At 39.7% G+C, this 20,354-nt stretch carries 21 protein-coding genes, 2 pseudogenes, 1 riboswitch and 2 other annotated features; of the genes and pseudogenes, 3 read left to right on the top strand and 20 right to left on the bottom strand.

The features are described 5' to 3' along the window. Positions 1 to 213 precede the first annotated feature (213 nt). Together J2Z23_RS04850 and J2Z23_RS04845 are read left to right on the top strand one after the other, a co-directional pair. Positions 214 to 750 carry a sigma-70 family RNA polymerase sigma factor gene (locus J2Z23_RS04850; RefSeq protein ID WP_057981970.1) on the top strand — a complete coding sequence of 179 codons (537 nt, stop codon included), beginning with the start codon at positions 214 to 216 and terminating at the stop codon, positions 748 to 750. Positions 751 to 754: 4 nt separating this feature from the next. After that, positions 755 to 1,741 (top strand): DUF4179 domain-containing protein, encoded by a 987-nt coding sequence (locus J2Z23_RS04845; RefSeq protein WP_057981969.1) that lies wholly within the window; start codon positions 755 to 757, stop codon positions 1,739 to 1,741. A 310-nt stretch (positions 1,742 to 2,051) separates the two neighbouring features. Here J2Z23_RS04845 and J2Z23_RS04840 read toward each other — a convergent pair whose 3' ends face one another. The 14 genes from J2Z23_RS04840 to J2Z23_RS04775 all read right to left on the bottom strand — a co-directional run bounded on the left by J2Z23_RS04840 (position 2,052) and on the right by J2Z23_RS04775 (position 13,827). Continuing rightward, the gene (locus J2Z23_RS04840) at positions 2,052 to 2,327 is read right to left on the bottom strand and encodes a hypothetical protein (protein WP_057981967.1); all 276 of its coding nucleotides are present in this window, start codon (positions 2,325 to 2,327) and stop codon (positions 2,052 to 2,054) included. A gap of 107 nt (positions 2,328 to 2,434) precedes the next feature. After that, positions 2,435 to 3,229: a tryptophan synthase subunit alpha gene (trpA, locus tag J2Z23_RS04835; protein WP_057981965.1), complete on the bottom strand. Its 795-nt coding sequence runs from the start codon at positions 3,227 to 3,229 to the stop codon at positions 2,435 to 2,437. Continuing rightward, positions 3,222 to 4,427: a tryptophan synthase subunit beta gene (gene trpB / locus J2Z23_RS04830; protein ID WP_057981963.1), complete on the bottom strand. Its 1,206-nt coding sequence runs from the start codon at positions 4,425 to 4,427 to the stop codon at positions 3,222 to 3,224. The genes trpA and trpB overlap by 8 nt, the downstream gene beginning before the upstream one ends. Beyond that, on the bottom strand, positions 4,402 to 5,067 hold the full coding sequence (locus J2Z23_RS04825; protein ID WP_064467514.1) for a phosphoribosylanthranilate isomerase: 666 nt from the start codon (positions 5,065 to 5,067) through the stop codon (positions 4,402 to 4,404). Before J2Z23_RS04825 ends, trpB begins: the two co-directional genes overlap by 26 nt. After that, the gene (trpC, locus tag J2Z23_RS04820; protein WP_057981961.1) at positions 5,068 to 5,856 is read right to left on the bottom strand and encodes an indole-3-glycerol phosphate synthase TrpC; all 789 of its coding nucleotides are present in this window, start codon (positions 5,854 to 5,856) and stop codon (positions 5,068 to 5,070) included. Beyond that, the gene (gene trpD / locus J2Z23_RS04815; RefSeq protein WP_057981959.1) at positions 5,857 to 6,882 is read right to left on the bottom strand and encodes an anthranilate phosphoribosyltransferase; all 1,026 of its coding nucleotides are present in this window, start codon (positions 6,880 to 6,882) and stop codon (positions 5,857 to 5,859) included. Positions 6,883 to 6,954: 72 nt separating this feature from the next. Further along, positions 6,955 to 7,293: a binding site (T-box leader), on the bottom strand. Positions 7,294 to 7,388: 95 nt separating this feature from the next. Further along, positions 7,389 to 7,860 (bottom strand) — a binding site (T-box leader). Between the two features lie 146 nt (positions 7,861 to 8,006). After that, the gene (locus J2Z23_RS04810; RefSeq protein ID WP_209973363.1) at positions 8,007 to 8,876 is read right to left on the bottom strand and encodes a YitT family protein; all 870 of its coding nucleotides are present in this window, start codon (positions 8,874 to 8,876) and stop codon (positions 8,007 to 8,009) included. 294 nt (positions 8,877 to 9,170) lie between these two features. Continuing rightward, positions 9,171 to 9,383 (bottom strand): hypothetical protein, encoded by a 213-nt coding sequence (locus tag J2Z23_RS04805; protein WP_057981953.1) that lies wholly within the window; start codon positions 9,381 to 9,383, stop codon positions 9,171 to 9,173. A 57-nt stretch (positions 9,384 to 9,440) separates the two neighbouring features. Next, a complete protein-coding gene (locus J2Z23_RS04800) occupies positions 9,441 to 10,217 on the bottom strand; it encodes a TatD family hydrolase (protein WP_057982038.1) in 777 nt (258 codons plus the stop codon). 325 nt (positions 10,218 to 10,542) lie between these two features. Continuing rightward, positions 10,543 to 11,274: an ABC transporter ATP-binding protein gene (locus J2Z23_RS04795; protein WP_057981951.1), complete on the bottom strand. Its 732-nt coding sequence runs from the start codon at positions 11,272 to 11,274 to the stop codon at positions 10,543 to 10,545. Beyond that, complete coding sequence (locus J2Z23_RS04790; RefSeq protein ID WP_057981950.1) at positions 11,274 to 12,035, bottom strand: ABC transporter permease; 762 nt, start codon at positions 12,033 to 12,035, stop codon at positions 11,274 to 11,276. The genes J2Z23_RS04795 and J2Z23_RS04790 overlap by 1 nt, the downstream gene beginning before the upstream one ends. After that, positions 12,035 to 12,325 carry a thiamine-binding protein gene (locus J2Z23_RS04785; RefSeq protein WP_057981949.1) on the bottom strand — a complete coding sequence of 97 codons (291 nt, stop codon included), beginning with the start codon at positions 12,323 to 12,325 and terminating at the stop codon, positions 12,035 to 12,037. Before J2Z23_RS04785 ends, J2Z23_RS04790 begins: the two co-directional genes overlap by 1 nt. A 12-nt stretch (positions 12,326 to 12,337) precedes the next feature. After that, entirely contained in the window at positions 12,338 to 13,321 is a 984-nt protein-coding gene (locus tag J2Z23_RS04780) for an ABC transporter substrate-binding protein (protein WP_057981948.1), read from the bottom strand. Positions 13,322 to 13,425: 104 nt separating this feature from the next. Beyond that, a riboswitch (TPP riboswitch) is annotated at positions 13,426 to 13,535 on the bottom strand. Between the two features lie 61 nt (positions 13,536 to 13,596). Then, positions 13,597 to 13,827, bottom strand: coding sequence for a hypothetical protein (locus J2Z23_RS04775; protein WP_057981947.1), 231 nt, complete (start codon positions 13,825 to 13,827; stop codon positions 13,597 to 13,599). Between the two features lie 404 nt (positions 13,828 to 14,231). Between J2Z23_RS04775 and J2Z23_RS04770 the strand changes: the two genes are divergently transcribed. After that, the gene (locus J2Z23_RS04770) at positions 14,232 to 15,365 is read left to right on the top strand and encodes a zinc-dependent alcohol dehydrogenase (RefSeq protein WP_057981946.1); all 1,134 of its coding nucleotides are present in this window, start codon (positions 14,232 to 14,234) and stop codon (positions 15,363 to 15,365) included. 313 nt (positions 15,366 to 15,678) lie between these two features. On the opposite strand, the pseudogene J2Z23_RS22190 reads toward J2Z23_RS04770, so the two are convergent. From J2Z23_RS22190 to J2Z23_RS04745, 6 genes and pseudogenes are all read right to left on the bottom strand, one after another. After that, a pseudogene (locus tag J2Z23_RS22190) lies at positions 15,679 to 16,185 on the bottom strand (nucleoside-triphosphatase); the annotation flags it as partial. Between the two features lie 45 nt (positions 16,186 to 16,230). After that, positions 16,231 to 16,692 (bottom strand): annotated as a pseudogene (locus J2Z23_RS22185) (NUDIX hydrolase); the annotation flags it as partial. Between the two features lie 103 nt (positions 16,693 to 16,795). Further along, complete coding sequence (locus J2Z23_RS04760) at positions 16,796 to 17,716, bottom strand: TIGR01777 family oxidoreductase (RefSeq protein ID WP_209973361.1); 921 nt, start codon at positions 17,714 to 17,716, stop codon at positions 16,796 to 16,798. A 55-nt stretch (positions 17,717 to 17,771) separates the two neighbouring features. Continuing rightward, a complete protein-coding gene (gene larC2 / locus J2Z23_RS22545) occupies positions 17,772 to 18,176 on the bottom strand; it encodes a nickel pincer cofactor biosynthesis protein LarC2 (protein ID WP_209973359.1) in 405 nt (134 codons plus the stop codon). Positions 18,177 to 18,211: 35 nt separating this feature from the next. Beyond that, positions 18,212 to 19,072 carry a nickel pincer cofactor biosynthesis protein LarC gene (larC, locus tag J2Z23_RS04750; RefSeq protein WP_064467510.1) on the bottom strand — a complete coding sequence of 287 codons (861 nt, stop codon included), beginning with the start codon at positions 19,070 to 19,072 and terminating at the stop codon, positions 18,212 to 18,214. Positions 19,073 to 19,086: 14 nt separating this feature from the next. Then, positions 19,087 to 20,223, bottom strand: coding sequence for a glycerate kinase (locus J2Z23_RS04745; protein WP_209973357.1), 1,137 nt, complete (start codon positions 20,221 to 20,223; stop codon positions 19,087 to 19,089). Between the last annotated feature and the right edge of the window lie 131 nt (positions 20,224 to 20,354).

Here is a 20,354-nt window from a genome sequence, read left to right as displayed (position 1 = left end):
ATTCAAAAGCTGACAATGTTTTTATAAAGGAACGCTAGGTTGTCACTTTTTATAGCAACGCCTTTCTGCTCACTATCTTACCAGTCTACTTTGATAAAATATACAGGAAAACTTTTTACATCGAATATAAATTTTGAATTGTTGATAGGATTGTGTCATATCGAACGTATTACTAGATAGATATAAAAAACAATGGATGGGAGGGATATAAGAGTGCGTATCACAGAGGAAAATGTTGTTCAACAAATAAAAGAAAAAAATGAAGAAGGTATTAACTATATACTACAGGCTTATGGCGGATTACTTCATGCCATTATTCGAAAATATCTTCAAGGAAATCAACCAGATATAGAAGAATGTCTATCCGATACATTGGTTTCAGTTTGGTTTCATATTCATTCATTTGACCCAGAGAAAAATGAATTCAAACAGTGGATCGCCGCCATTGCTAAGTACAAAGCGATAGATTATGTAAGAAAGTCTGAAAAGGAAAAGCAACAGATTCGCCAATTTGAGTTGAACGAGCAAGCGTCAGCACAAACCGTTTCTGATCCCTGCATGTCTGATATGGATCAATTACTAAATGAATTATCTGATGTGGAACAAGCTATTTTCCAAAAATATTATTTCGAAGGTTTTCCCTCTAAGGAAATTGCTACCCAATTTCAAGCTAAGGAATCATGGGTCCATAATAAACTTTCGCGAGGAAGAAAAAAATTGAGAAATATACTACTAAATGATGAGGTGTAATCATATGACGATTTATAAAGATCTGAATGACGTAAAGTTAGATCTAAGTGAATTTGAGGAACGCCCCCTATCCAAACATGAACAGAAAAGAATTCTAAAACAATTTAAAAGAAAGATCTCTTTAAAGACTTATCGAAAAAAATGGCTCGGTGCAAGTCTTGCTGTTATCGCTGTTTGTATCCTAGGCTTTTCTCTTACATTAGGGAAAGGAACAATTGCCAACATGCCTTTTACGGGGGAGACGATCGAGAAATATATCAATGAAAATAAAAATCTCGATTACTCCTCCTATAAAACAATAATTGGCGAATCCGCGGAAAATGAACTTGGCAAATTAACATTGAATGAAGTGATGATCGATCATGATCAAGTATATTTTAGTGCCACATTCGAACCAGCCGAGCATGTTCCCTTTGATTATCAAACACAAATAATTCCAGAAGTAAGAATCAATGGAGAAGATTATGATGTTCGAACTGGAGCTCAATCGATTGAATTAAATAGTAGGATGTTTACGATTTATAATGATATTGAATTAAGCCAAGCCATTGAAACTGAGGATGTTAAAATTGAAATCAACTATAATACCCTTACTAAAGCGCCTGATAGGACAATGATCGAACACCCTTGGACGTTTGATGTAAACGTATCACAGGCACAATTACTAAAAGAGAAAAAAGTATTTGAATTAGATAAACTTATTACCCTTAATAATGGCGATGCTGTAACCATCCAAAGGGTCGTAACCTCTCCGATCTCTACTACGGTTTATTATGATTTGTCTGATAGTCAGAGTGAAGAAATTTATTTCAGCATCCAATCAGAGGATGGGCAAGTAGGTACTTTTTCATCAGCATTCACGTCCAATGACACAGGGGATGTATCAGTGATCCGTTTTAACGGCTTGCAGCTCGGCGATCAGCCATATTACTTACTCCCACACGACTTTGAAGATCAACCATTAACAGAAATAGCTATTCCTATTCAATAAAATTTACCTAACAGGAGGATTACGATTAAATGTCCAAGCGAATTCGAATAATGTGAACTAGTTGAACAGGGCAAGAATTCGCTATGCCGACATTTATCAAAAAAAGCGTAATGGCACGACTAGGGGGCTGCTTCGCTTCTCTACTTTTACACCAATGAACAATACGGGCGAAACAGCACTAGGGGCCATCACGTCGTTTTCTCATTAGATAATCAAATATGGATATGAAAGCTAATGTGTTCCTCTCCACTAAGCATCATAAACACCAAAGCCGAAGTATGCTTCTATTAGCATACTTCGGCTTTTCCCATTATTGCCCTTCTTTATTATAATATTCTACCGCGTACATGGCGCCTTCTGAGACCATTTCGGCATCTCCATGATCAAAAGGGTTCGGATGACCTGCTTTATCAATCAGCTTTTTTTGCATTTCAGAGTTTTGTCTATTAAACCATTTCCGTACAGTTTTCTTCATCTGCTGGACAGTATCTAATGTTTTATTTCGATTCTCTTCTTTCACCAAATAAGTGGCACCGGCAATTCCAATCCCTAACAATACATATGGGCTTAAGCTCTTTCTAGCCATAGGACTTGCCTCCTTTTCATTATTTGTTTGTTCTTTACCCTTTTTTGCAAAGAATCAAGCATGAAAAAGATGACAAGCCTTTTACAATTTAAAGACAATTATAAATTTTACGTCAAGTGAGCGGTCGATTTTTTAGACGCAGCAATTAATGCCGTAATGGTTTCTCTGTCCTCTTGATGAAGAGAGTCCACAATTTTACTTCCAACAATCACACCATCACAATATTCACTCATCGTCCTCACTTGTTCTGGTGATGAAACACCAAATCCTGCTAAAACAGGAACCTTTGCATAACCTTTTAATCCTTGTAAGTATGCTTCAATTCCTTCCTCATATTCACTTCTTATACCGGTTGTCCCTTTTACGGTTACCGCATATAAAAATCCTTCTGATCGTTTTGCGATTTGCTCGATCCGATGAGGGGGACTTGTTGGGGACACAAGTCTAATTAAGGCAATTCCAGATTTCCCCAAAGCAGGTGTAACAAGCTCTTCTTCCTCTAATGGTAAATCGGGAATAATTAAACCATCCACTCCAACCTCTTTACAACGTTCCGCAAACTTTTCAATCCCAAAAGAATAAATTAAATTAATATATGTCATTAAAACGATTGGAATTTCTCTAGTATCCTTCCAGCCTTCAAGAGATGTTAAGATCGCCTCAAGTGTTGTACCACTTGCTAGCGAACGAATACCTGCCTCTTGAATCACTGGTCCATCTGCAACAGGGTCAGAAAAGGGAATCCCTAATTCAACAACTGTTGCCCCATGCTCTTCTAAAAACAAAATCTGTTCCTTTAGATTTTCCAGTCCTCCATCCCCTGCCATAATGTAGGGAACAAAAGCCTTATCTCCTTGATTTAAAACTTTTGAAAATGCCGCATCTATTTTTGCTTTACCCATTCTTTTGACCTCCTATTGCGGACCGTACGGCATCCACATCTTTGTCACCTCTACCAGATAAACAAACGACTAATGTTTCGGATGCCTTCATTTTCTTCGCTAGTTTCACAGCAAAGGCAACTGCGTGAGAGCTTTCAAGTGCGGGGATAATGCCCTCTGTTTTTGAGAGCATTTGAAAAGCTTCTAATGCTTCCGCATCTGTCACAGATGTATAATTAACACGGCCTTTGTCTTTTAAATAAGAATGCTCTGGTCCTACTCCTGGATAGTCGAGTCCTGCCGAGATCGAATGAGCTTCCTGGATTTGTCCATGCGCATCTTGTAAAAGATATGTCATCGTTCCATGTAAGATCCCTGCTTTTCCATCTGTTAAAACTGCCGCATGCTCGCCTGTTTCAATTCCTGCTCCAGCTGCTTCCACACCATAAATCTTAACCTCTTCATCCTGAATGAACGGATAGAACATGCCCATCGCATTACTCCCACCCCCGATACAAGCCACCACTGCATTAGGTAGCTTTTCTTCTTGTTCTAGGATTTGTTGTTTCGTTTCTTCTCCAATCACACTTTGAAAATCCCGAACAATTTTCGGAAATGGATGGGGGCCGACAACTGAACCTAAAATATAATGTGTATCTTCGACATTCGCTACCCAATAACGAAGAGCTTCATTTACGGCGTCCTTTAATGTTCCGCTTCCTTGAGATACACCTCTTACCTCAGCTCCAAGTAACTCCATTCGAAAGACATTCAGTGCTTGGCGTCTTATATCTTCTTCTCCCATAAACACGATACATTCTAACCCAAGTAAAGCACAAACCGTTGCTGTCGCCACACCATGCTGACCAGCTCCTGTTTCCGCGACGACCTTTTTCTTGCCCATTCTATGGGTTAATAACGCTTGCCCAATCGTGTTGTTAATTTTATGAGCACCTGTATGGTTTAGGTCTTCCCGCTTCAAATATATTTTAGGACCACCTAATTGGCGCGATAAATTTTCGGCAAAATAAAGTGGCGTTTCCCGACCAATATATTGTTTTAAATAATAATCCATTTCTTTCTTGAACGCAGGGTCCTCTAACGCTTTGTTGTATTCTTCTTCTAATTCCAATACTGCAGTCATCAAAGTTTCCGGGACAAAGCGACCACCATATGGTCCATATTTTCCCTTTTCATCTGGTGATGTGTATACAGCCATTTTCTTCACTCCTGGAGGTTTTATTTGCTTGATACGGATACGTTTTGACAGTTTCTATAAAGGATTTAATTTTTATTGGATCTTTTTCTCCGTCTGTTTCAACTCCACTTGAAACATCCACTATTTTTGGGTTAATTTTGGCAATGGCCATGGACACATTTTCATTTGTTAATCCTCCAGCCAAAATGAGCTGTTCTTGCGGTAACTGCTTTGATTGTAATAAATCCCAATCAAAAGGAATTCCACTTCCACCGGCATATTGCACCCCTGGACTATCAACAAGATAATAATCACAGTCATAGTCTTTCAAAACATCTAGGTCCTTTTCCTGTTTAATGGAAAAGGCCTTAATAATAGGTAAACCTAGACTAGCACAAAATTCTGGTGTTTCTGCTCCATGCAATTGGATATAATCCAAATGGGTTAATTGGGCTATTCTTTGAATCTCTTCCTTGCTTTCGTTTACGAATACGCCAACTGATTTGACATGAGCTGGTAAGCCCCGAATTATTTCGGTAGCCTGTTCAGGCAAGATTCTTCTCTTACTTTTGGCAAAGACAAATCCGAGAAAATCAGCCCCCGCTTCTACAGCTGAGTGGGCCCCTTCTTTTGTTGTAATGCCACAAATTTTAACTTGCATTTACTTCGCCACCTTAGTGAAAGGAATTCTGAAATTATTCATTGTTTGTTGAATATCCTCTGCACGCATCAAGGTTTCTCCAACAAGAATCCCCTTTGCGCCCGCTTCTCGTACCCTTTCGACATCCTCGGCTATCTTCATTCCACTTTCACTGATTAGAAGACGATCTGTTTGCTGAAGAAGAGAAGCAACCCGTTCTGTTACAGCCAAATCAACCTCGAAGGTTTTTAAATTACGATTATTAATGCCCACTATCTTCGCCCCAACACGAAGAGCCGTTTCAGCTTCCTCCTCATTATGCACCTCAAATAAAACATCAAGCTCTTGAGACTCGGCATAATCATATAACTCTTTCAATCTTGCTTCTGGCAAGGCAGCTGCGATTAGTAAAATAATACTGGCCCCATGCTCTTTCGCAGCATCAATTTGCACTTCATCAATCATAAAATCCTTACATAATAATGGTACTTCAACAGCTTGCGCAACAGCAGATAAATCTGCCATCGACCCTTTGAAAAATGTTCGATCTGTTAAGACTGATATCGCTCCTGCCCCTGCCGTCGCATAAGCCTTCGCTTGGGCAACAGGGTCTACATCCTGATTAATCATACCTTTTGATGGTGAAGCACGCTTTACTTCAGCAATCACATTCATATTTGATGAACCCATAAATTGATCATAAAGGGAGGGGCGCTTTTTCAACGGCTCAGCTTCCAGGCCACTATAAATGGCTTTTAGTTCTTGAACCTCCAATTCTTTTTGTTGCAGTATTTTATCTAAAATTGTCACTTAAATCACTCCTTGTCGAGATTTTTCACTTTTTCTAATCAAAAACTCTAATTTTTCCATTGCTGCCCCCGAATCAATGCTGTTTTTGGCAACTTCTATGCCTTCTTGAATGGTCCGTGCCTTCCCATTGGCAAAAATACCAATACCTGCGTTCAATAAGACTGTATCACGGAATGGACCATCATCACCTCTTAATACACTATGCATGATTTGGGCATTTCTTTCGGCATCCCCACCACGAATTTCTTCATTCGTATAATGCGGAAGCCCAACATCTTCCGGTTTTAAAGTAATGGATCTTAACTTCTCATTTTCTAAAATGACTAAATGATTTTCTCCTGATAATGAACCTTCATCAAGAAACCCTGCTCCATTGATAATAACCGCACGTTTACGACCCAACTTTTGCAAAACTTCCCCCATTAACATTAATTTATCTCTTCGATAAATTCCGAGTAATTGAGTATCTAATTCAACTGGATTTGTCAGGGGACCAATGAGATTGAAAATAGTCGGTACTCGCAAATCCTTCCGTACTTTCATGACCGCCTTCATTGCCGGATGAACATGTGGGGCAAATAAGAAGGAAATACCATTTTCCTCCAATAATTCCTCCGTTTCTGCCGGTGTTTGGTCAAGAGAAACTCCTAGGTATTCCAGAACATCAGCACTGCCGGTTTGACTGGAAACACTGCGATTACCATGTTTAGCTACTTTTATTCCCGCCCCTGCAATCACAAACGCTGAAGTCGTACTAATGTTAAAACTACTAGAACCATCTCCACCGGTCCCACAGTTATCAATCACACTATGTTTTAAATGTAGGCTGGCGGGTGACTTTTCTCGAATTGCTTGCACTAAACCTGCAATTTCATCTGCTGTTTCCCCTTTTAAGGCAAGCAAGCCAAGTAAAGCACCTGACTCACTTTCTGTTGCTTCGCCTTCAAATAAATGTCTCCCCGCTTCGTACATTTCTTCTATTGTTAAAGATTCTCCTGCCATTAATTTTTGTAAGTAGATTTTCATTTTCATTCCCCTTTCTACATAATGTTGAAATATAAAAAGCCCTCTGCCCTAAGCAAAATAAATATGCTTAAGACAGAGGGCGAAAAGTCGCGGTGCCACCTCTATTGAGGAAAGATTCCTCATCTCAATCAGGTACCATAAAAGACGAAAGTGTCTTGCGGTTGCGCAACGCCATAAAGCTGAATTAACTTTCCGTTGCTTTACCTGCACTGTATACAACGCCGAACGTCGTCTGAACCTTTCTCATTCTGATACCTTATCCTATTAACGGTGGAAGCCGAATTTCCCTACTCCTTGTTCAGGAAATCTCTCATAAGCCCATTCCATTTGGCAGTGCGTATCGGAATCTCACCATCACCGACTCTCTTTACCGCCTATACCAAATGTACTCCTCTTATTCAACGATTTATTGTAATTATTTTCATCCATTTGTTATGTTATTGAAAGTAATCGTATATTTTGTGCTTGCTGTCAATTATTAAAAAAATACAAAAAGGGCCCCTCATCCAAAGGACGAGGAACCCGTGGTACCACCTTTATTAGCTGAAAACAGCTCACTTTGACAGCAACAAGCTTACACACTCTGCTTATGCCTAGTCTTCGTAACGTCAAGACCTTTACGCCAAAGCCTACAACCTATTGAAGGGGATGTTTAAAAAGTCCGGTAAAAATGACACTTCGAATTTCTTCGTTGGCTTGTTTCTGCGCTGCTCATGTATCTTACTGCATACATTCCGCCGCTCGAAACTGCGCCGCCTCGAACTTTCGACGCACAGGATGTGCTAGTGTCGGCGTTGCTGACAGGACGTCAGCGTCTTTAGCCGACGGGTCCTTTTTATCCTCCTTTTTGAACACACACTTATAGGGTTCGGTTTGGGGCTCAGAAGCCCATTCACTATTCTTACACACTGGTTTTCACCACCCACCAGCTCTCTTAAGTGATATAAAATAGCTACTACTCTTCGTCACTGCCAAAATCATCAATTAAGTTTGAATTATTTAACATATTAACTTTATCAAAAGAAATTGTCAAGGGATTTTAGAAATTTATATTTCCAGTAATCACTCGTTAGGCTAATAACTACCACTCCGAACTGTCCAAAAAGCACATCTCAAAATACATTTTACTTTATATTTGTCCCATGGAATTTGTCCATAGAAAAACCCCTTCCTAAAATTTCTGAAGCATTTAGAAAAATTACAAAGGAAGATGGTTCCTGTTCCTGCAGAATTTTTTTCAAATAGATTGCCTCTGATTGTTCCACAACACATAAAATCATCGTTTTCTCTAGATTCGTATATCCTCCTAATGATTTTACCTTTGTTAATCCTCGATCAATTTCATCACGAATAATTTGCTGGACCTCTTCTTCTTTTTCCGTAATAATCATGACAAGTTTTGTTGGAGATGTTTGTAACTGTACAAAATCAATCACCTTGCTCGTCACATAGATTGAAATAAGGGCAAATAAAGCCAGTTCTAAATTTAAGATAAAAGCAGCGGCTAAGACAACAATTCCATCCACAAGTAGTTGAGAAAAGCCGCTCGATAAGCTTGTATACTTTTTGAGTACCTGGGCAATAGCGGCTGTTCCACCTGTCGATCCGCCACCACGGTAGACAATTCCTAACCCAACTCCAATTAGAATACCCCCATAAATAGCCCCAAGCATAGGCTCATGAAGATTAATATCAATTCCTTGTGTTAACCAGATCACAAGTGGAACAAAGAGAGTGCCTATCAAAGTTTTGACGCCAAAGTCTTTTCCTAATATCCAAAGTCCTAGAAGAAATAACGGAATATTAATAGTCGCTTGAACCAGTGCTGGATTCCATTGAAAGGATTCATATAATAGGGTACTGACACCTGAAACACCACCAGCGGCGATTTTTGCAGGCAGTAAAAAGATATTGTAAGCTAGTCCCACTAATGTTGCTCCAAAAATAACCATGATATATTCCCAAATACGAGAAAATCTGGATGTTGAATTCATTCACATACACCTACCCTTCTTTGTTCAAACTCAGATGTCACGATAGCTTCAGAAGGAACAAACCATTTTAACAGTAACATTTTGAAAGAAATGCGCAAGCACTTGGGTTAAAGTATAAAAATTTAGAGTATTCCTTGCAAAATTTTCATACTTAATGAAGAGTATCCCCTGCACCGTTAAATGGATTCAACTTTTTTTAATAGCGAACACCAATGAACATGGAAAGGAGCTATCATTAGTCGAATAACGACTGATCAGATAGCTCCGTGTTCATAAAAATTTACAAATCTCCATTCACTCATCATTTTCTCCGTAGGATCCTCTTTTATCCTGTTCATTTTTTTCTCTTTTCTCCACAAGATCATCTGAGATATCATCAATCGGCATCACCAATTGATCACGTTGCGCTTGTTTTTCCGGATCTTGATAAAATGCCTTGTCTCGATCATTCCGTTCTTTTAACGCCTTATCACGATTAATTTTATCTTGAGTTGAATGATGTTTCATCTTCTTCCCTCCTTTGGTTAGTACTCCTTTTCCTTATAGGAGGGTTGATAAAACATTTTATGACAGCCTATAAAAATTCATCGTGTTTTGATAGAGTTGTTGGTACACACTGTCTAGTTCTTCCCCTTTGATCTTTGCAATCATTTTAACACTCTCATGGATCATCGATGGATGTGTCATCTTTCCCTCGAACGGGCCTGCAAATGGCCAAGGCCCATCCGTTTCCACCATGATTTTTTCTAATGGATATTTTTTCACTAACGCCTGAATCTCTGGCTCATAGCCAATATCAGGAGTAACGGAAATAAAATACCCTTGTTGAATCATCCGTTCAATGGTCGAGTCAGCCCCTTTAAACCAATGAAAATGAGCATTAGTAATTTGGTGATTTTCTAAAAGATCGCATACAAGATCCGCATCATCATAGACCGCATGAAGAATAACAGGTTTGTCCCACCTCTTTGCAAATACTAAAAGTTCCTCTAATACTTCTATGTATCCTTCCATTTTTAATCCAGGTGTTTCATTACGAGTGTAGTAGGGAAGTCCAATTTCTCCGACTGCTACCATGCTTTCCACATGTTCCTCCATCCATTTCAATAAAGCCAGCCGTTCTTGTTCTGTTGGCAATTCCTGCTCAGGGTGGAAACCAAATGCTGGCTTTACTTGTGAATATTTTTGGGCCAAACTAAGGTTTTGCTTACAGGATGATAAATGGTAAGAAACAGAGATCATCGCTGGGTATTTTTCAATCGGCTCCCGGATAATCTGCTCGATCTCATTCTCATCATAATGATCTAAATGGATATGGGCATCAATTACTTGTTTATTCATGTTCTCTTCCTCCCCTTCCATTCATCAAAAATATTCCTCTTTCTTGAAAACCTTTTAAATTTACGAACGGTTTTGAATCACCGGTTTTTTAGAGATTATATAAGCTTCTATATGACTGCTTCTCCCTTTCTAGGAGTATAAAACACAAGGATTTCCGAAATGATTTGCACAGCTCCTGCCTACATACACGTAAACTCTGGTTTTTCTTGATTTAATGTGTCTAGCGCAAATTAAACAATTTTTTCAGGCAACGCCTGCTATGATGTATGAGTAGTGTTCTAGACCTAGTAACATCTTCTATATGGTAGCTTCAAGCTAAGAATCTTTACCTCTTTAGAAATCCAGTCAGTTCTCGCTTTTTTTCTAAAAACTCCCCTGTTAATAACAAGTCATGATGACGTGGCCTTGGAAAAGGCACCGATAATTCATGGATGACTTGTGCCGGATTTGTAGACAGTATGAGAATACGATCTGATAAAAAGAGGGCTTCATCGATGTTATGCGTCACAAATAGAATCGTCCTTCGGTAAGAAGACCAAATCGATAATAACCATTCATGCATTTCCTCACGTGTGAAATCGTCTAAAGCAGAAAAGGGCTCATCTAAGCAAATCAAAGATTGCGGACTTAATAAAGCCCGGATAAAAGCTACTCTCTGTTTCATTCCTCCAGATAAGGCACCGGGGAGGGCTTCCTCGTATCCCCCTAAACCTGCCCTCTTAATCATCTCTCTTGCTTTTTGCTCATCTTTCTTTCCTTGTAGCTCTTGTCCTAGCAAAACATTTTGTAAAACGGTTCTCCATGGAAGCAGTGCTGACTGTTGTGGCATATAGCTAATGGTTCCACGTTTTCCCGTCATATCCTGTCCATCTATAATAATCGATCCTTCCACTGGTTTAAGAAGGCCACCAATCAATTGAAATAAAGTACTTTTCCCACTCCCAGAAGGCCCTAAGATTGTAACAAATTCGCCTTCTTCCACTTGAAACTGAATTTTCTCTAATACTTTCCGTCCTTGGAAGCTTTTCGATATTTCCTTAATTAACAAAGTCCCCATTATTTCATCTCCTCTCGTGTCCAGCGGACAAGCCATTTTTCTGTAAGTTGGATCAGCAGAAAAAACAGCATGCTTAAGATCATAATGAGAAAAATTGCCACAAAAACTCGATCAGTTCTAAAGGAAGAAGAAGCTAAAGTCATATAAACGCCGATCCCCTTTTTAGCTCCTAGCCATTCTGAAATGACAGCACCCATCACACTATATGTGGCCGATATTTTCAAACCTGAAAATAAGGCTGGAAGAGAGTGCGGCCATTCCAACTTCGTGAAAATTTGCAGTCGTGTCGCCCCTGCCATCAACATATATTGTTTGATCTCCAGAGAAGTTTGGCGAAATCCTCCCATAGCGGCGATGGTGACAGGAAAAAAGCAGACAAGCGTAATTACGATTAGCTTAGGCAGCGAGCCAAATCCAAACCATATGACCAATAAAGGAGCTAATACAATGATCGGGATGTTTTGCGAAAGTATTAAAAGCGGATAAACCGCCTCTTGTGTTCCAGGTAGTAAGTGAAGAATCACAGCAACCAAAATTCCAATCGAACATCCAATTAAAAATCCTGTAATCGCCAAACCAATCGTTGATTGCAAATGTGGAAGATAACGTTCATATCCTGTCGTTGCTTCCTCGAAGATTGTACTGGGAGCAGGCAATAACCAACTTGGGGTTTTCAAAAGTCGGACTGCCCCCTCCCATATGATAAGCAGGGCAAGGAGAACGGCGGTCGGTCTCCAGCCCTTCCTCCAAATCGCACCCATTAGCGATATTTCTCCGTAAGAGTCCCCATTGTAATGCCTGTCGGTTTATAGACGATCTTTACTTGGGAAATGATACTGATGCTACCTAATTCAATCATTCGTTTATTCATCTTTTCAATCATCTGCATGATCTGTGATAGATCGCCTTCCATCGTTGTTTCTAATGGATGAACTTCGTATGAAAGTCCCGATTCCGCAATGATTTTGATCGCTTCATCAACAAGTGGATAAGTGTCTCCCCCGTTTTCTAATTTCGGAATGATTTGGATACTAACTAATGCATTCGCCATTTTTCTTCCTCCTTATTCAGGTAAAAATTCGTTTGTAAAAGCTTGTTCGACATCGATTTCTTTTTCTAACACTTCTTTTTCCAGCATCCAATCCATATAGTTCTGCCAGATTTCTTGCTTCTGCTCCCCCCAACGTGCGGCATCATCTTGATAACGGCTAGCCAACCATTCTTGGCTTTTGCGAACAAGTTCCTCATCTAAATCAGGTTCTGCCTTAATGAGAACCTCAGCTGCTTCCTTAGGATTATCCATTGCCAGTTGATATCCCTTTGAGACAGCCTTCATAAAAGCTTTTACTGTATCAGAATTTTCCTCGATCATCTTCTCACTCGTTGAAATTACCGGAGTATAATAATCTAGCTTGTCCGAGTAATCTGTGAGATAGATCATATTTAAATCTTCCCCGCGTAACTCTGCTTCTACACCAGTCCAAGCATAATAAATCCACGCAAAGTCAATATCCCTTTGCACAGCAGTAAAAAAATCGGTATCTCCCATATTAATCACATCAACTTTATCGAAATCCCCTTCATCTGCTTCCATCAAAGAGGTCAATACAGCTTGTTCAACTGGTGCGCCCCAGCCGCCGTATGTCTTTCCTTCAAAATCACGTGGTTGTTGAATATTTTTCCCAGCAGGCGAGGCAAGCCCTGAAGTATTATGTTGAATAATTGCCCCAATCGACACAATCGGAATTTCTTGGGCTCTTGCCTCTGTTAGACTTTCTTGCGCACTAATACCAAATTCAGATTTTCCTGATGCGACTAACTGATCTGCCCCCGCTTCACCAGGAAGAATAATTTCGACATCCAAACCCTCTTCTTTAAAATACCCTTTATCACGAGCAACATATAGACCTGTATGATTAGTGTTTGGTGTCCAATCTAGCACTATGGATACCTTTTTCAAACCTGTCTCACCTTTTTCTTCAGTTGCTCCGCTACATCCAGCAAGCAGAAGCACAACAACTAATACAATGCCTAACCATTTTTTCATCTCTTTTCCCTCCAGCTTTTTCCGGAATGGGAACCCTTAAACATGAAAAAGATGCCCAAATTCATTTGAACCTGGGCATCTTGAAAGAACATTCATCATTTAATTATGCATGAATCCATGTTCCCTTCGCTGGTCTTAACCAGGGCAGGTTCTAAGGGTCAGCATCTCAAGGATGCACTCTCAACCGGCATGACCGGTCCCCCCACATTCCATATAGTATGATTTTCATATTTTATTATAGCAAATTATTCGTCTAAAGCCAGATTGACGACTTATTAATATGCAAAAGCGGCAGAAAAGGCAAAAATGATTATCAACATAAGGATATAGAATATAATAACAACCGCGAATGTTCCTGCCATGACAATTAAATATGCTTTGGCAAATAAATTACGAGGCTCCTCTTTATCTACTGCCCATATAATAAGCATGACAATATTTACAATCGGAAGGACTAGCAAAATCATCGTAATGATCCAATCTTTTAATGTCATATTATTTTGCATGAGTTTTTCACCTCTTTCGATAATTAAAGATGTTATTTATTGATATTATGAGGCCATTGTTCATTTTACTATTAAATCCATAGATTACCAGAGGATTTGGATATATTTCCCAACAGGGAACAAGAGCACATGATATGGAAAATATTTACTCATAATAAATACGAAAACAGAGCAATAAAGTTTCACTTCTTTTCTAAGAGTAGCTGTAAATGGTAAAACGATTTTCTCATATGACCAGGTTGTTGATTCCCATATCGTAAAATGGGATGTGTTTTTACCGGAGATCAGTATGAAGTAGGTCATACTTTTCGATATCTCCCTAAGAAGTAACTAAGTATATTATTTACTTCCTTAGCTGAACATAAGAAATAGAAGACGCTAAAAAATTAGGAGGCTCTGCCATTATGAAAGCTGTCACGTATCAAGGACCAAAAAATGTACAGGTTGACGAGGTAGAGGACGCAAGATTAGAGAAAAAAGATGATGTGATTGTCAAGATTACCTCTACTGCTATTTGTGGGTCTGATTTACATTTATATCAAGGTAATTTCCCATTACCTCCTGGATACATTATTGGTCACGAACCAATGGGGATTGTGGAAGAAGTAGGTCCTGAAATAACGAAGGTAAAAAAAGGCGATCGTGTGATTATCCCTTTTACCGTCGCATGTGGTCATTGCTTTTATTGTGAGCATGAGATGGAAAGCCAATGTGATCACGCAAATCCACATTATGACTCAGGAGGATACTTTGGTTATTCTGAGAAGTTTGGTAACCACCCAGGTGGTCAGGCTGAATATTTAAAAGTCCCCTTTGGAAACTTTACTCCCTTTGTGATCCCGGAATCATGTGAACTGGAAGATGATTCATTGCTCTTTTTATCTGATGTTCTCCCAACGGCCTACTGGAGTGTTGTCAATGCAGGTGTAAAACCAGGAGACATCGTGATTATACTTGGTTGCGGTCCCGTTGGGTTAATGGCGCAAAAATTCGCATGGATGAAAGGTGCCGAACGAGTAATAGCTGTTGATTATTTAGATTATCGGATAAATCATGCTAAAAAGATGAATAATGTAGAGGTCTTTGAATTTACCAAGTATCCGGATATGGGTGAACATTTGAAAGAAATCACTCATGGAGGAGCAGATGTAGTCATTGATTGTGTAGGGATGGATGGGAAGAAATCTCCTCTGGAATTTCTCGAACAAAAATTAAAGTTACAAGGTGGAACACTTGGCCCGATTCAAATTTCAACAAAAGCGGTAAGAAAATATGGAACTGTCCAATTAACAGGTGTTTACGGGGGCAACTATAATGCCTTTCCTTTAGGGGCATTTTGGGTAAGGAACATCAATCTAAAAATGGGACAGGCACCAGCCAGACATTTTATGCCTGAATTATATAAAAAGATAACAAATAACGAGTTTGATCCAAGAGAGATTATCACACATAAATTGTCTCTTGATGAAGCAAGTCATGGTTATCAACTTTTTAATAATCGTGAAGACGACTGTATAAAGGTTGTCTTAAAACCGTAGGCCAAGTTTCTTATTATTAGCTCTAGAGACTTCACTTTTAGACAGTAAAGGTCCGATATACTTTTCATTCCGAACACGGATATTAAGTAAATTGATAGATTATTCAAAAACGGAATCGGGCTTTTACTGGCTGTTGCCCTTTACAATTCTAATTTTTTCGAGTTTCTTGCAGCCAGTTAACTCTGATTAAATGGGCCCTTAAAAAACCCTTCTGAATGAGATTACTCCTTGAAAAATTTTAGTTATTGAGTATATCTTTTCTTCTAATCAGTTTACGGTAATATAGGATGTTTGCACCTTTCATAGACTTTCCTTACAAAGAGTCTATAGCTTTCAAGATATCCTTTACCAAAGGCCCTGATACTGTATTACGATTTAATTCATTTAAGTTTATTATCTTTACTTCCTGTAGATGCTTGATCCTGTCTATTTCAGCATGACTATCTAAAGGAACCGTTCCGAGCACAATATGATTATCCGAAACAATATCTAATATAATTTTCCGAAAAGCAGTGAATAGCATTTGCATAAATCCAATTTCATCAATTACAATTAACTTTTTTGAAGACAAGGCGTCCTGCAACACTTTAATAGCAAAATTTTCGAAAGCTTCTATATCCATTCCATATCTTCCAATCCGGGTCTTGCTCGGACTATCCACATTTGCTATTTCTACACTGTCCCCATTAATAGAAATACATCTAAACCCTATTCGATCATTTGAATTGGTAATCTCCTCCGTATAGAATCCCCCGTAAATATCTACTCCAATTTCGTTAATTAGTTTTTTTATCATCGTTGTCTTGCCCATCCTTGGCTGCCCCGTAAGTAAAAAAATATTTCTAGCATTCTTGTTCCCCTCGTCTAACCGTGACAACAACTTATAATTGGGAGGATTCAAATCCCATGTCTCGTATGGAACAGAGTTTATTACATTTAGTGCATCAAGCGTACGTGATTTTACATTAGGTCGTTTAACATATTCATCAATATTAGCATGATCCAAATCTAGATATTTAGCCTCTAGAATTTCTTCAGATTGAATTCTTATTTCACCACTAACGTATTCCGCATTAAAAACGACAGACAAAATATGAATACGTTCATTGTAATAAACTCCAGTTATTCCTAAAGGGAGAATAACAATTCCCGTTTCTTCCAAAAGTTCCCTGCAAACCGCTATATCTAATGGTTCACCAGCATCAACGAATCCTCCGGGCATTTCCCAAGTGTCCGATCTCCAATGTGTACGAACCATTAAACAATGTCCATTCTCATTCTTTACAAGTGCTGAAACTGCAATTAAATGTTTTGGCTGTTCATCAATCCTTTAACTCCGCCAATTTAATTTATTGTACAAATCGGTGCTTGAATTTAACTAATCTATTTACCAACCAAAGCCCATTATATGTATCAAATTTGTCTTTGAATCACTGTTGTTCCTTAGATGAAAGAATCTCTCTTAATGTCCCCTCCAATTCTGGATATTGAAACTTGTAAGAAGCATTCAAGGCTTTCTCCGGAACAGCCCTTTGCCCACAGAGAAGCATTTCACTCATTTCACCTAACAATGCCTTCATTGCAAAGCTGGGAACAGGGAACCAGTGGGGACGATGAAGGATATAAGCAAACATTTTACCAAAATCGTCCATTCTTTGTGGTTCAGGCGCTGTCACATTCAGAGGGCCGTGGATATGAGATTGTTCAATCGCTAATGAGATTAATCCCACTACATCCGCTATGTGAATCCATGATACCCATTGCTTTCCTGACCCAATTCTTCCACCGATCCCAAACTTATACGGGAGAGACATTAAAGGTAAAGCTCCGCCTCCTTTTCCAAGGATGATACCGAAGCGGGCATATACGGTGCGCACTCTCCATTTTTCTGCTCTGGAAGCTAACTCTTCCCACGTTTGGACAACTGTTGCCAGAAAGTCACTCGCATTCGAGTTTACTCCCTCTGTAAATGTTGCAGTTTCGGACATGCCATAATAGCCAATGGCAGAGGCATTCACAAGAACAGTTGGCTTTGGATTAAGATTTTCGATGATCCGTAAAACTTCATTAGTGGCTGTGATCCGACTTTGCAAGATTCGTTGCTTTTTTGCTTTTGTCCATCTAAATCCGTTAATGGATTCGCCGGCTAAGTTCACAATAGCATCGACCTTTTCCAATTGTGTTTCTGGTTGGGAATTGGCTGCAAGCCATTCAACATATTGAGTTTGCTTACCTGACTGAAATTTTGATGGATTCCGCGTTAAAATCGTTAGTCGATGCCCCTGATTCAACAACTGTTGCTGCAATACCTGGCCAACAAAGCCACTTCCTCCAGCAATGACAATATGCATGCCCTTCCTCCCTAATTAAATATATTTTTTGCTACATGTTCACGTTATTCTCAGGTTATTCATGTTTGGTATCCAACACTGCTCGGTATACTTTTTGGAAAGGAAGATTATGCTCCCTTGCTACTCGTTTCACATCTTCATATTCTGGTAAGGCACGGATGATACGCCCATCTTTAATCGCTTGTTTGGTACGAATGGGGCCATAAGGGGTATCCACTGTAACGATCTTTCTTTCTAATATGGTTCGAGTCGATGCAGAGGCCCGCACTCCAAGAGTCGTTGTTTCCTCTAACAAAATATTTGTTAGAGTGGATTCTAATTTTTTAGGTGCAAGCGTTGTAAGCAATACTCCTGGCCGGCTTTTTTTCATATAAATGGGAGTGTGATACACATCTAAAGCTCCAGCTCCCAATAATTTTTCCATCGCGAATCCAAGTGCCTCTCCTGTCATATCATCCATTTGGCACTCTAAAATGGAAATGACCTCATTCTGATTTATGTGAGTGACTTTTTTTTTACCTCATCTCCGATCATGATCCTAAGAACATTGGGACGACCTGGAATATCTCGTGTACCAGCGCCATATCCTATAGCTTCAACCTTCATTGCGGGTAATGAACCAAACTCATCGGCTTGACTAACCACAATAGCTGCTCCAGTAGGTGTTGTTAATTCATAGGACAGTTCCGTTGGTGCAATCGGAATATTTTTCATCATCTCCATAGTGGCAGGAGCTGGGACAGGGTAAATGCCATGCGCACAGCGAATACTTCCGGAACCAAGTGGAACAGGTGCAGAGATGATCTTTTCAATCTCTAACTCTTCTAATGCAATCGCTGTGGCAACAATGTCCACAATCGAATCGATGGCCCCCACTTCATGGAAGTGGACGTCTTCAATTGGCATATGATGGATTTTCGCTTCTGACTTAGCAATCGGCGCAAAAATCTGCTTACTCCGTTCTTTAACACCTAGTGCCAATTCAGATTCCTCAATTAGCCTAAGGATATCCGCATAACTGCGATGGTGATGTTCATGCCCATGATCATGACTATGGGGCTCGTGGTGATGATCATGATGGTGGTGCCCATGGTCATGGGAATGCTGCTGAACATGTGCGTGGGAATGACCGGCATGTTGCAGCTTATGCTCCTCATTGTCTCCCAACAAAACATTGAATTTCAATGAGCTAATACCCTCTTTCATCACTTTTCTCTTATTTATCTGATAACCTGGGACATTCAATTTCTCTAATTCTCGCTGAATATTCTCAAATGAAGCACCTGCATCCATTAAAGCACCTACCATCATATCTCCACTTATCCCTGAAAAACAATCAATATAAAGGGTCCTCATTTTATTATTCTCCTTTACTGTCTATTATAAAAATAGGTGCGACACAGTTGTTCGGCAACCTGTTCTAGTAGAATTTCTGCATTGTCAATCGCCTCTTCTAGCTTCATCGGTCCATTGACCATACTATAAATGCCAATCACCCCATACGGATAAAGGGCTTCGATTTTCTCCCCCACAGAACCTGCCACAATGATCGTAGGGACATGCTGTTTTTTTGCCATTTCGGCTACTCCCATTGGGGTTTTTCCATAAGCAGTTTGAAAATCAACTTGACCTTCCCCCGTAATCACGAGATCAGCGTTCACAAGTTTTTCGGCTAGATTCATATAATCAAGTACAACATCAATTCCTCTTTTCATTTCGGCTGGAAAGAACGCTTGAAAGGCACCGCCAATCCCACCAGCTGCACCAGCACCTGGACGATCATGGACACGGATATTCGTCGTTTCCTCAATGAGATCCGCCCAATGCGAAAGGTTGTGATCAAGGATTTCCACCATTTCTGGTGTGGCCCCTTTTTGAGGACCAAATACATAACTTGCGCCATTTTCACCAATAAATGGATTATCAACATCAGAAGCAATTAAAAAATGACTTTCCTTGATTCTTTCATCCAACTGTTCACTCTCAACCTGGGCCAGTTTTTCTAGTTCTCCACCACCATAGCCTATCTCCCTTCCAGATTGATCTAGAAGTTTTAATCCAAGCGCTTGTAGCATTCCCGCTCCTCCATCATTGGTTGCAGATCCTCCAAGAGCTAAAACAAAATCACGATATCCCATGTCTAAAGCTCTTTTAATTAATTCACCTGTCCCATATGTAGTCGCTTTCAAAGGATTTCGCTCTGAAGCTTCAATTGTATGTAAACCAGATGCACTGGCCATTTCAATCACACATGTTTGCTGATCACCTAACACACCGAATTTTGCTTGCACTGGCAGGCCAAGTGGCCCTGTAACAGCTACCTCTATTTCCTGTCCATTGGTTGCAGCAACCAGATTCTCCATTGTGCCTTCTCCGCCATCGGCAACAGGCACTAAAACAGTTTCAGCGTGTGTATAAGCTCGCCTTACCCCCCGCTCAATCGATAACGCTGCCTCTTGGGCACTAACACTCCCCTTAAAAGAATCTGGAGCAATAACGATTTTCATATGATTCTCCTCCTGAATCCTATTGTTTCACTTCCCTCTATTATAATCTACTATCCTAGGCAAAAGAAGGAATATTTTGAGTTCAATACCATATCGCATTTCTCTGCTAAAACATAAAAATATCAGGCATC

Origin of the sequence: Lederbergia galactosidilytica (genome assembly GCF_017873565.1) — a bacterium.
Classification (GTDB): domain Bacteria; phylum Bacillota; class Bacilli; order Bacillales; family Bacillaceae_C; genus Lederbergia; species Lederbergia galactosidilytica.
The sequence above is the reverse complement of the archived record's forward strand: the minus strand, read 5'-3'. Positions and strand labels throughout refer to the sequence as shown.

What these genes read in the sequence shown, in the direction of transcription:
- J2Z23_RS04845 (WP_057981969.1), top strand. Translation starts at nt 755, where the DNA reads ATGACGATTTATAAAGATCTGAATGACGTAAAGTTAGATCTAAGTGAA.
- J2Z23_RS04840 (WP_057981967.1), bottom strand. Translation starts at nt 2,327, where the DNA reads ATGGCTAGAAAGAGCTTAAGCCCATATGTATTGTTAGGGATTGGAATT.
- trpA (WP_057981965.1), bottom strand. Translation starts at nt 3,229, where the DNA reads ATGGGTAAAGCAAAAATAGATGCGGCATTTTCAAAAGTTTTAAATCAA.
- trpB (WP_057981963.1), bottom strand. Translation starts at nt 4,427, where the DNA reads ATGGCTGTATACACATCACCAGATGAAAAGGGAAAATATGGACCATAT.
- J2Z23_RS04825 (WP_064467514.1), bottom strand. Translation starts at nt 5,067, where the DNA reads ATGCAAGTTAAAATTTGTGGCATTACAACAAAAGAAGGGGCCCACTCA.
- trpD (WP_057981959.1), bottom strand. Translation starts at nt 6,882, where the DNA reads ATGAAAATCTACTTACAAAAATTAATGGCAGGAGAATCTTTAACAATA.
- J2Z23_RS04810 (WP_209973363.1), bottom strand. Translation starts at nt 8,876, where the DNA reads ATGAATTCAACATCCAGATTTTCTCGTATTTGGGAATATATCATGGTT.
- J2Z23_RS04805 (WP_057981953.1), bottom strand. Translation starts at nt 9,383, where the DNA reads ATGAAACATCATTCAACTCAAGATAAAATTAATCGTGATAAGGCGTTA.
- J2Z23_RS04800 (WP_057982038.1), bottom strand. Translation starts at nt 10,217, where the DNA reads ATGAATAAACAAGTAATTGATGCCCATATCCATTTAGATCATTATGAT.
- J2Z23_RS04795 (WP_057981951.1), bottom strand. Translation starts at nt 11,274, where the DNA reads ATGGGGACTTTGTTAATTAAGGAAATATCGAAAAGCTTCCAAGGACGG.
- J2Z23_RS04790 (WP_057981950.1), bottom strand. Translation starts at nt 12,035, where the DNA reads ATGGGTGCGATTTGGAGGAAGGGCTGGAGACCGACCGCCGTTCTCCTT.
- J2Z23_RS04785 (WP_057981949.1), bottom strand. Translation starts at nt 12,325, where the DNA reads ATGGCGAATGCATTAGTTAGTATCCAAATCATTCCGAAATTAGAAAAC.
- J2Z23_RS04780 (WP_057981948.1), bottom strand. Translation starts at nt 13,321, where the DNA reads ATGAAAAAATGGTTAGGCATTGTATTAGTTGTTGTGCTTCTGCTTGCT.
- J2Z23_RS04775 (WP_057981947.1), bottom strand. Translation starts at nt 13,827, where the DNA reads ATGCAAAATAATATGACATTAAAAGATTGGATCATTACGATGATTTTG.
- J2Z23_RS04770 (WP_057981946.1), top strand. Translation starts at nt 14,232, where the DNA reads ATGAAAGCTGTCACGTATCAAGGACCAAAAAATGTACAGGTTGACGAG.
- J2Z23_RS04760 (WP_209973361.1), bottom strand. Translation starts at nt 17,716, where the DNA reads ATGCATATTGTCATTGCTGGAGGAAGTGGCTTTGTTGGCCAGGTATTG.
- larC2 (WP_209973359.1), bottom strand. Translation starts at nt 18,176, where the DNA reads ATGGATGATATGACAGGAGAGGCACTTGGATTCGCGATGGAAAAATTA.
- larC (WP_064467510.1), bottom strand. Translation starts at nt 19,072, where the DNA reads ATGAGGACCCTTTATATTGATTGTTTTTCAGGGATAAGTGGAGATATG.
- J2Z23_RS04745 (WP_209973357.1), bottom strand. Translation starts at nt 20,223, where the DNA reads ATGAAAATCGTTATTGCTCCAGATTCTTTTAAGGGGAGTGTTAGTGCC.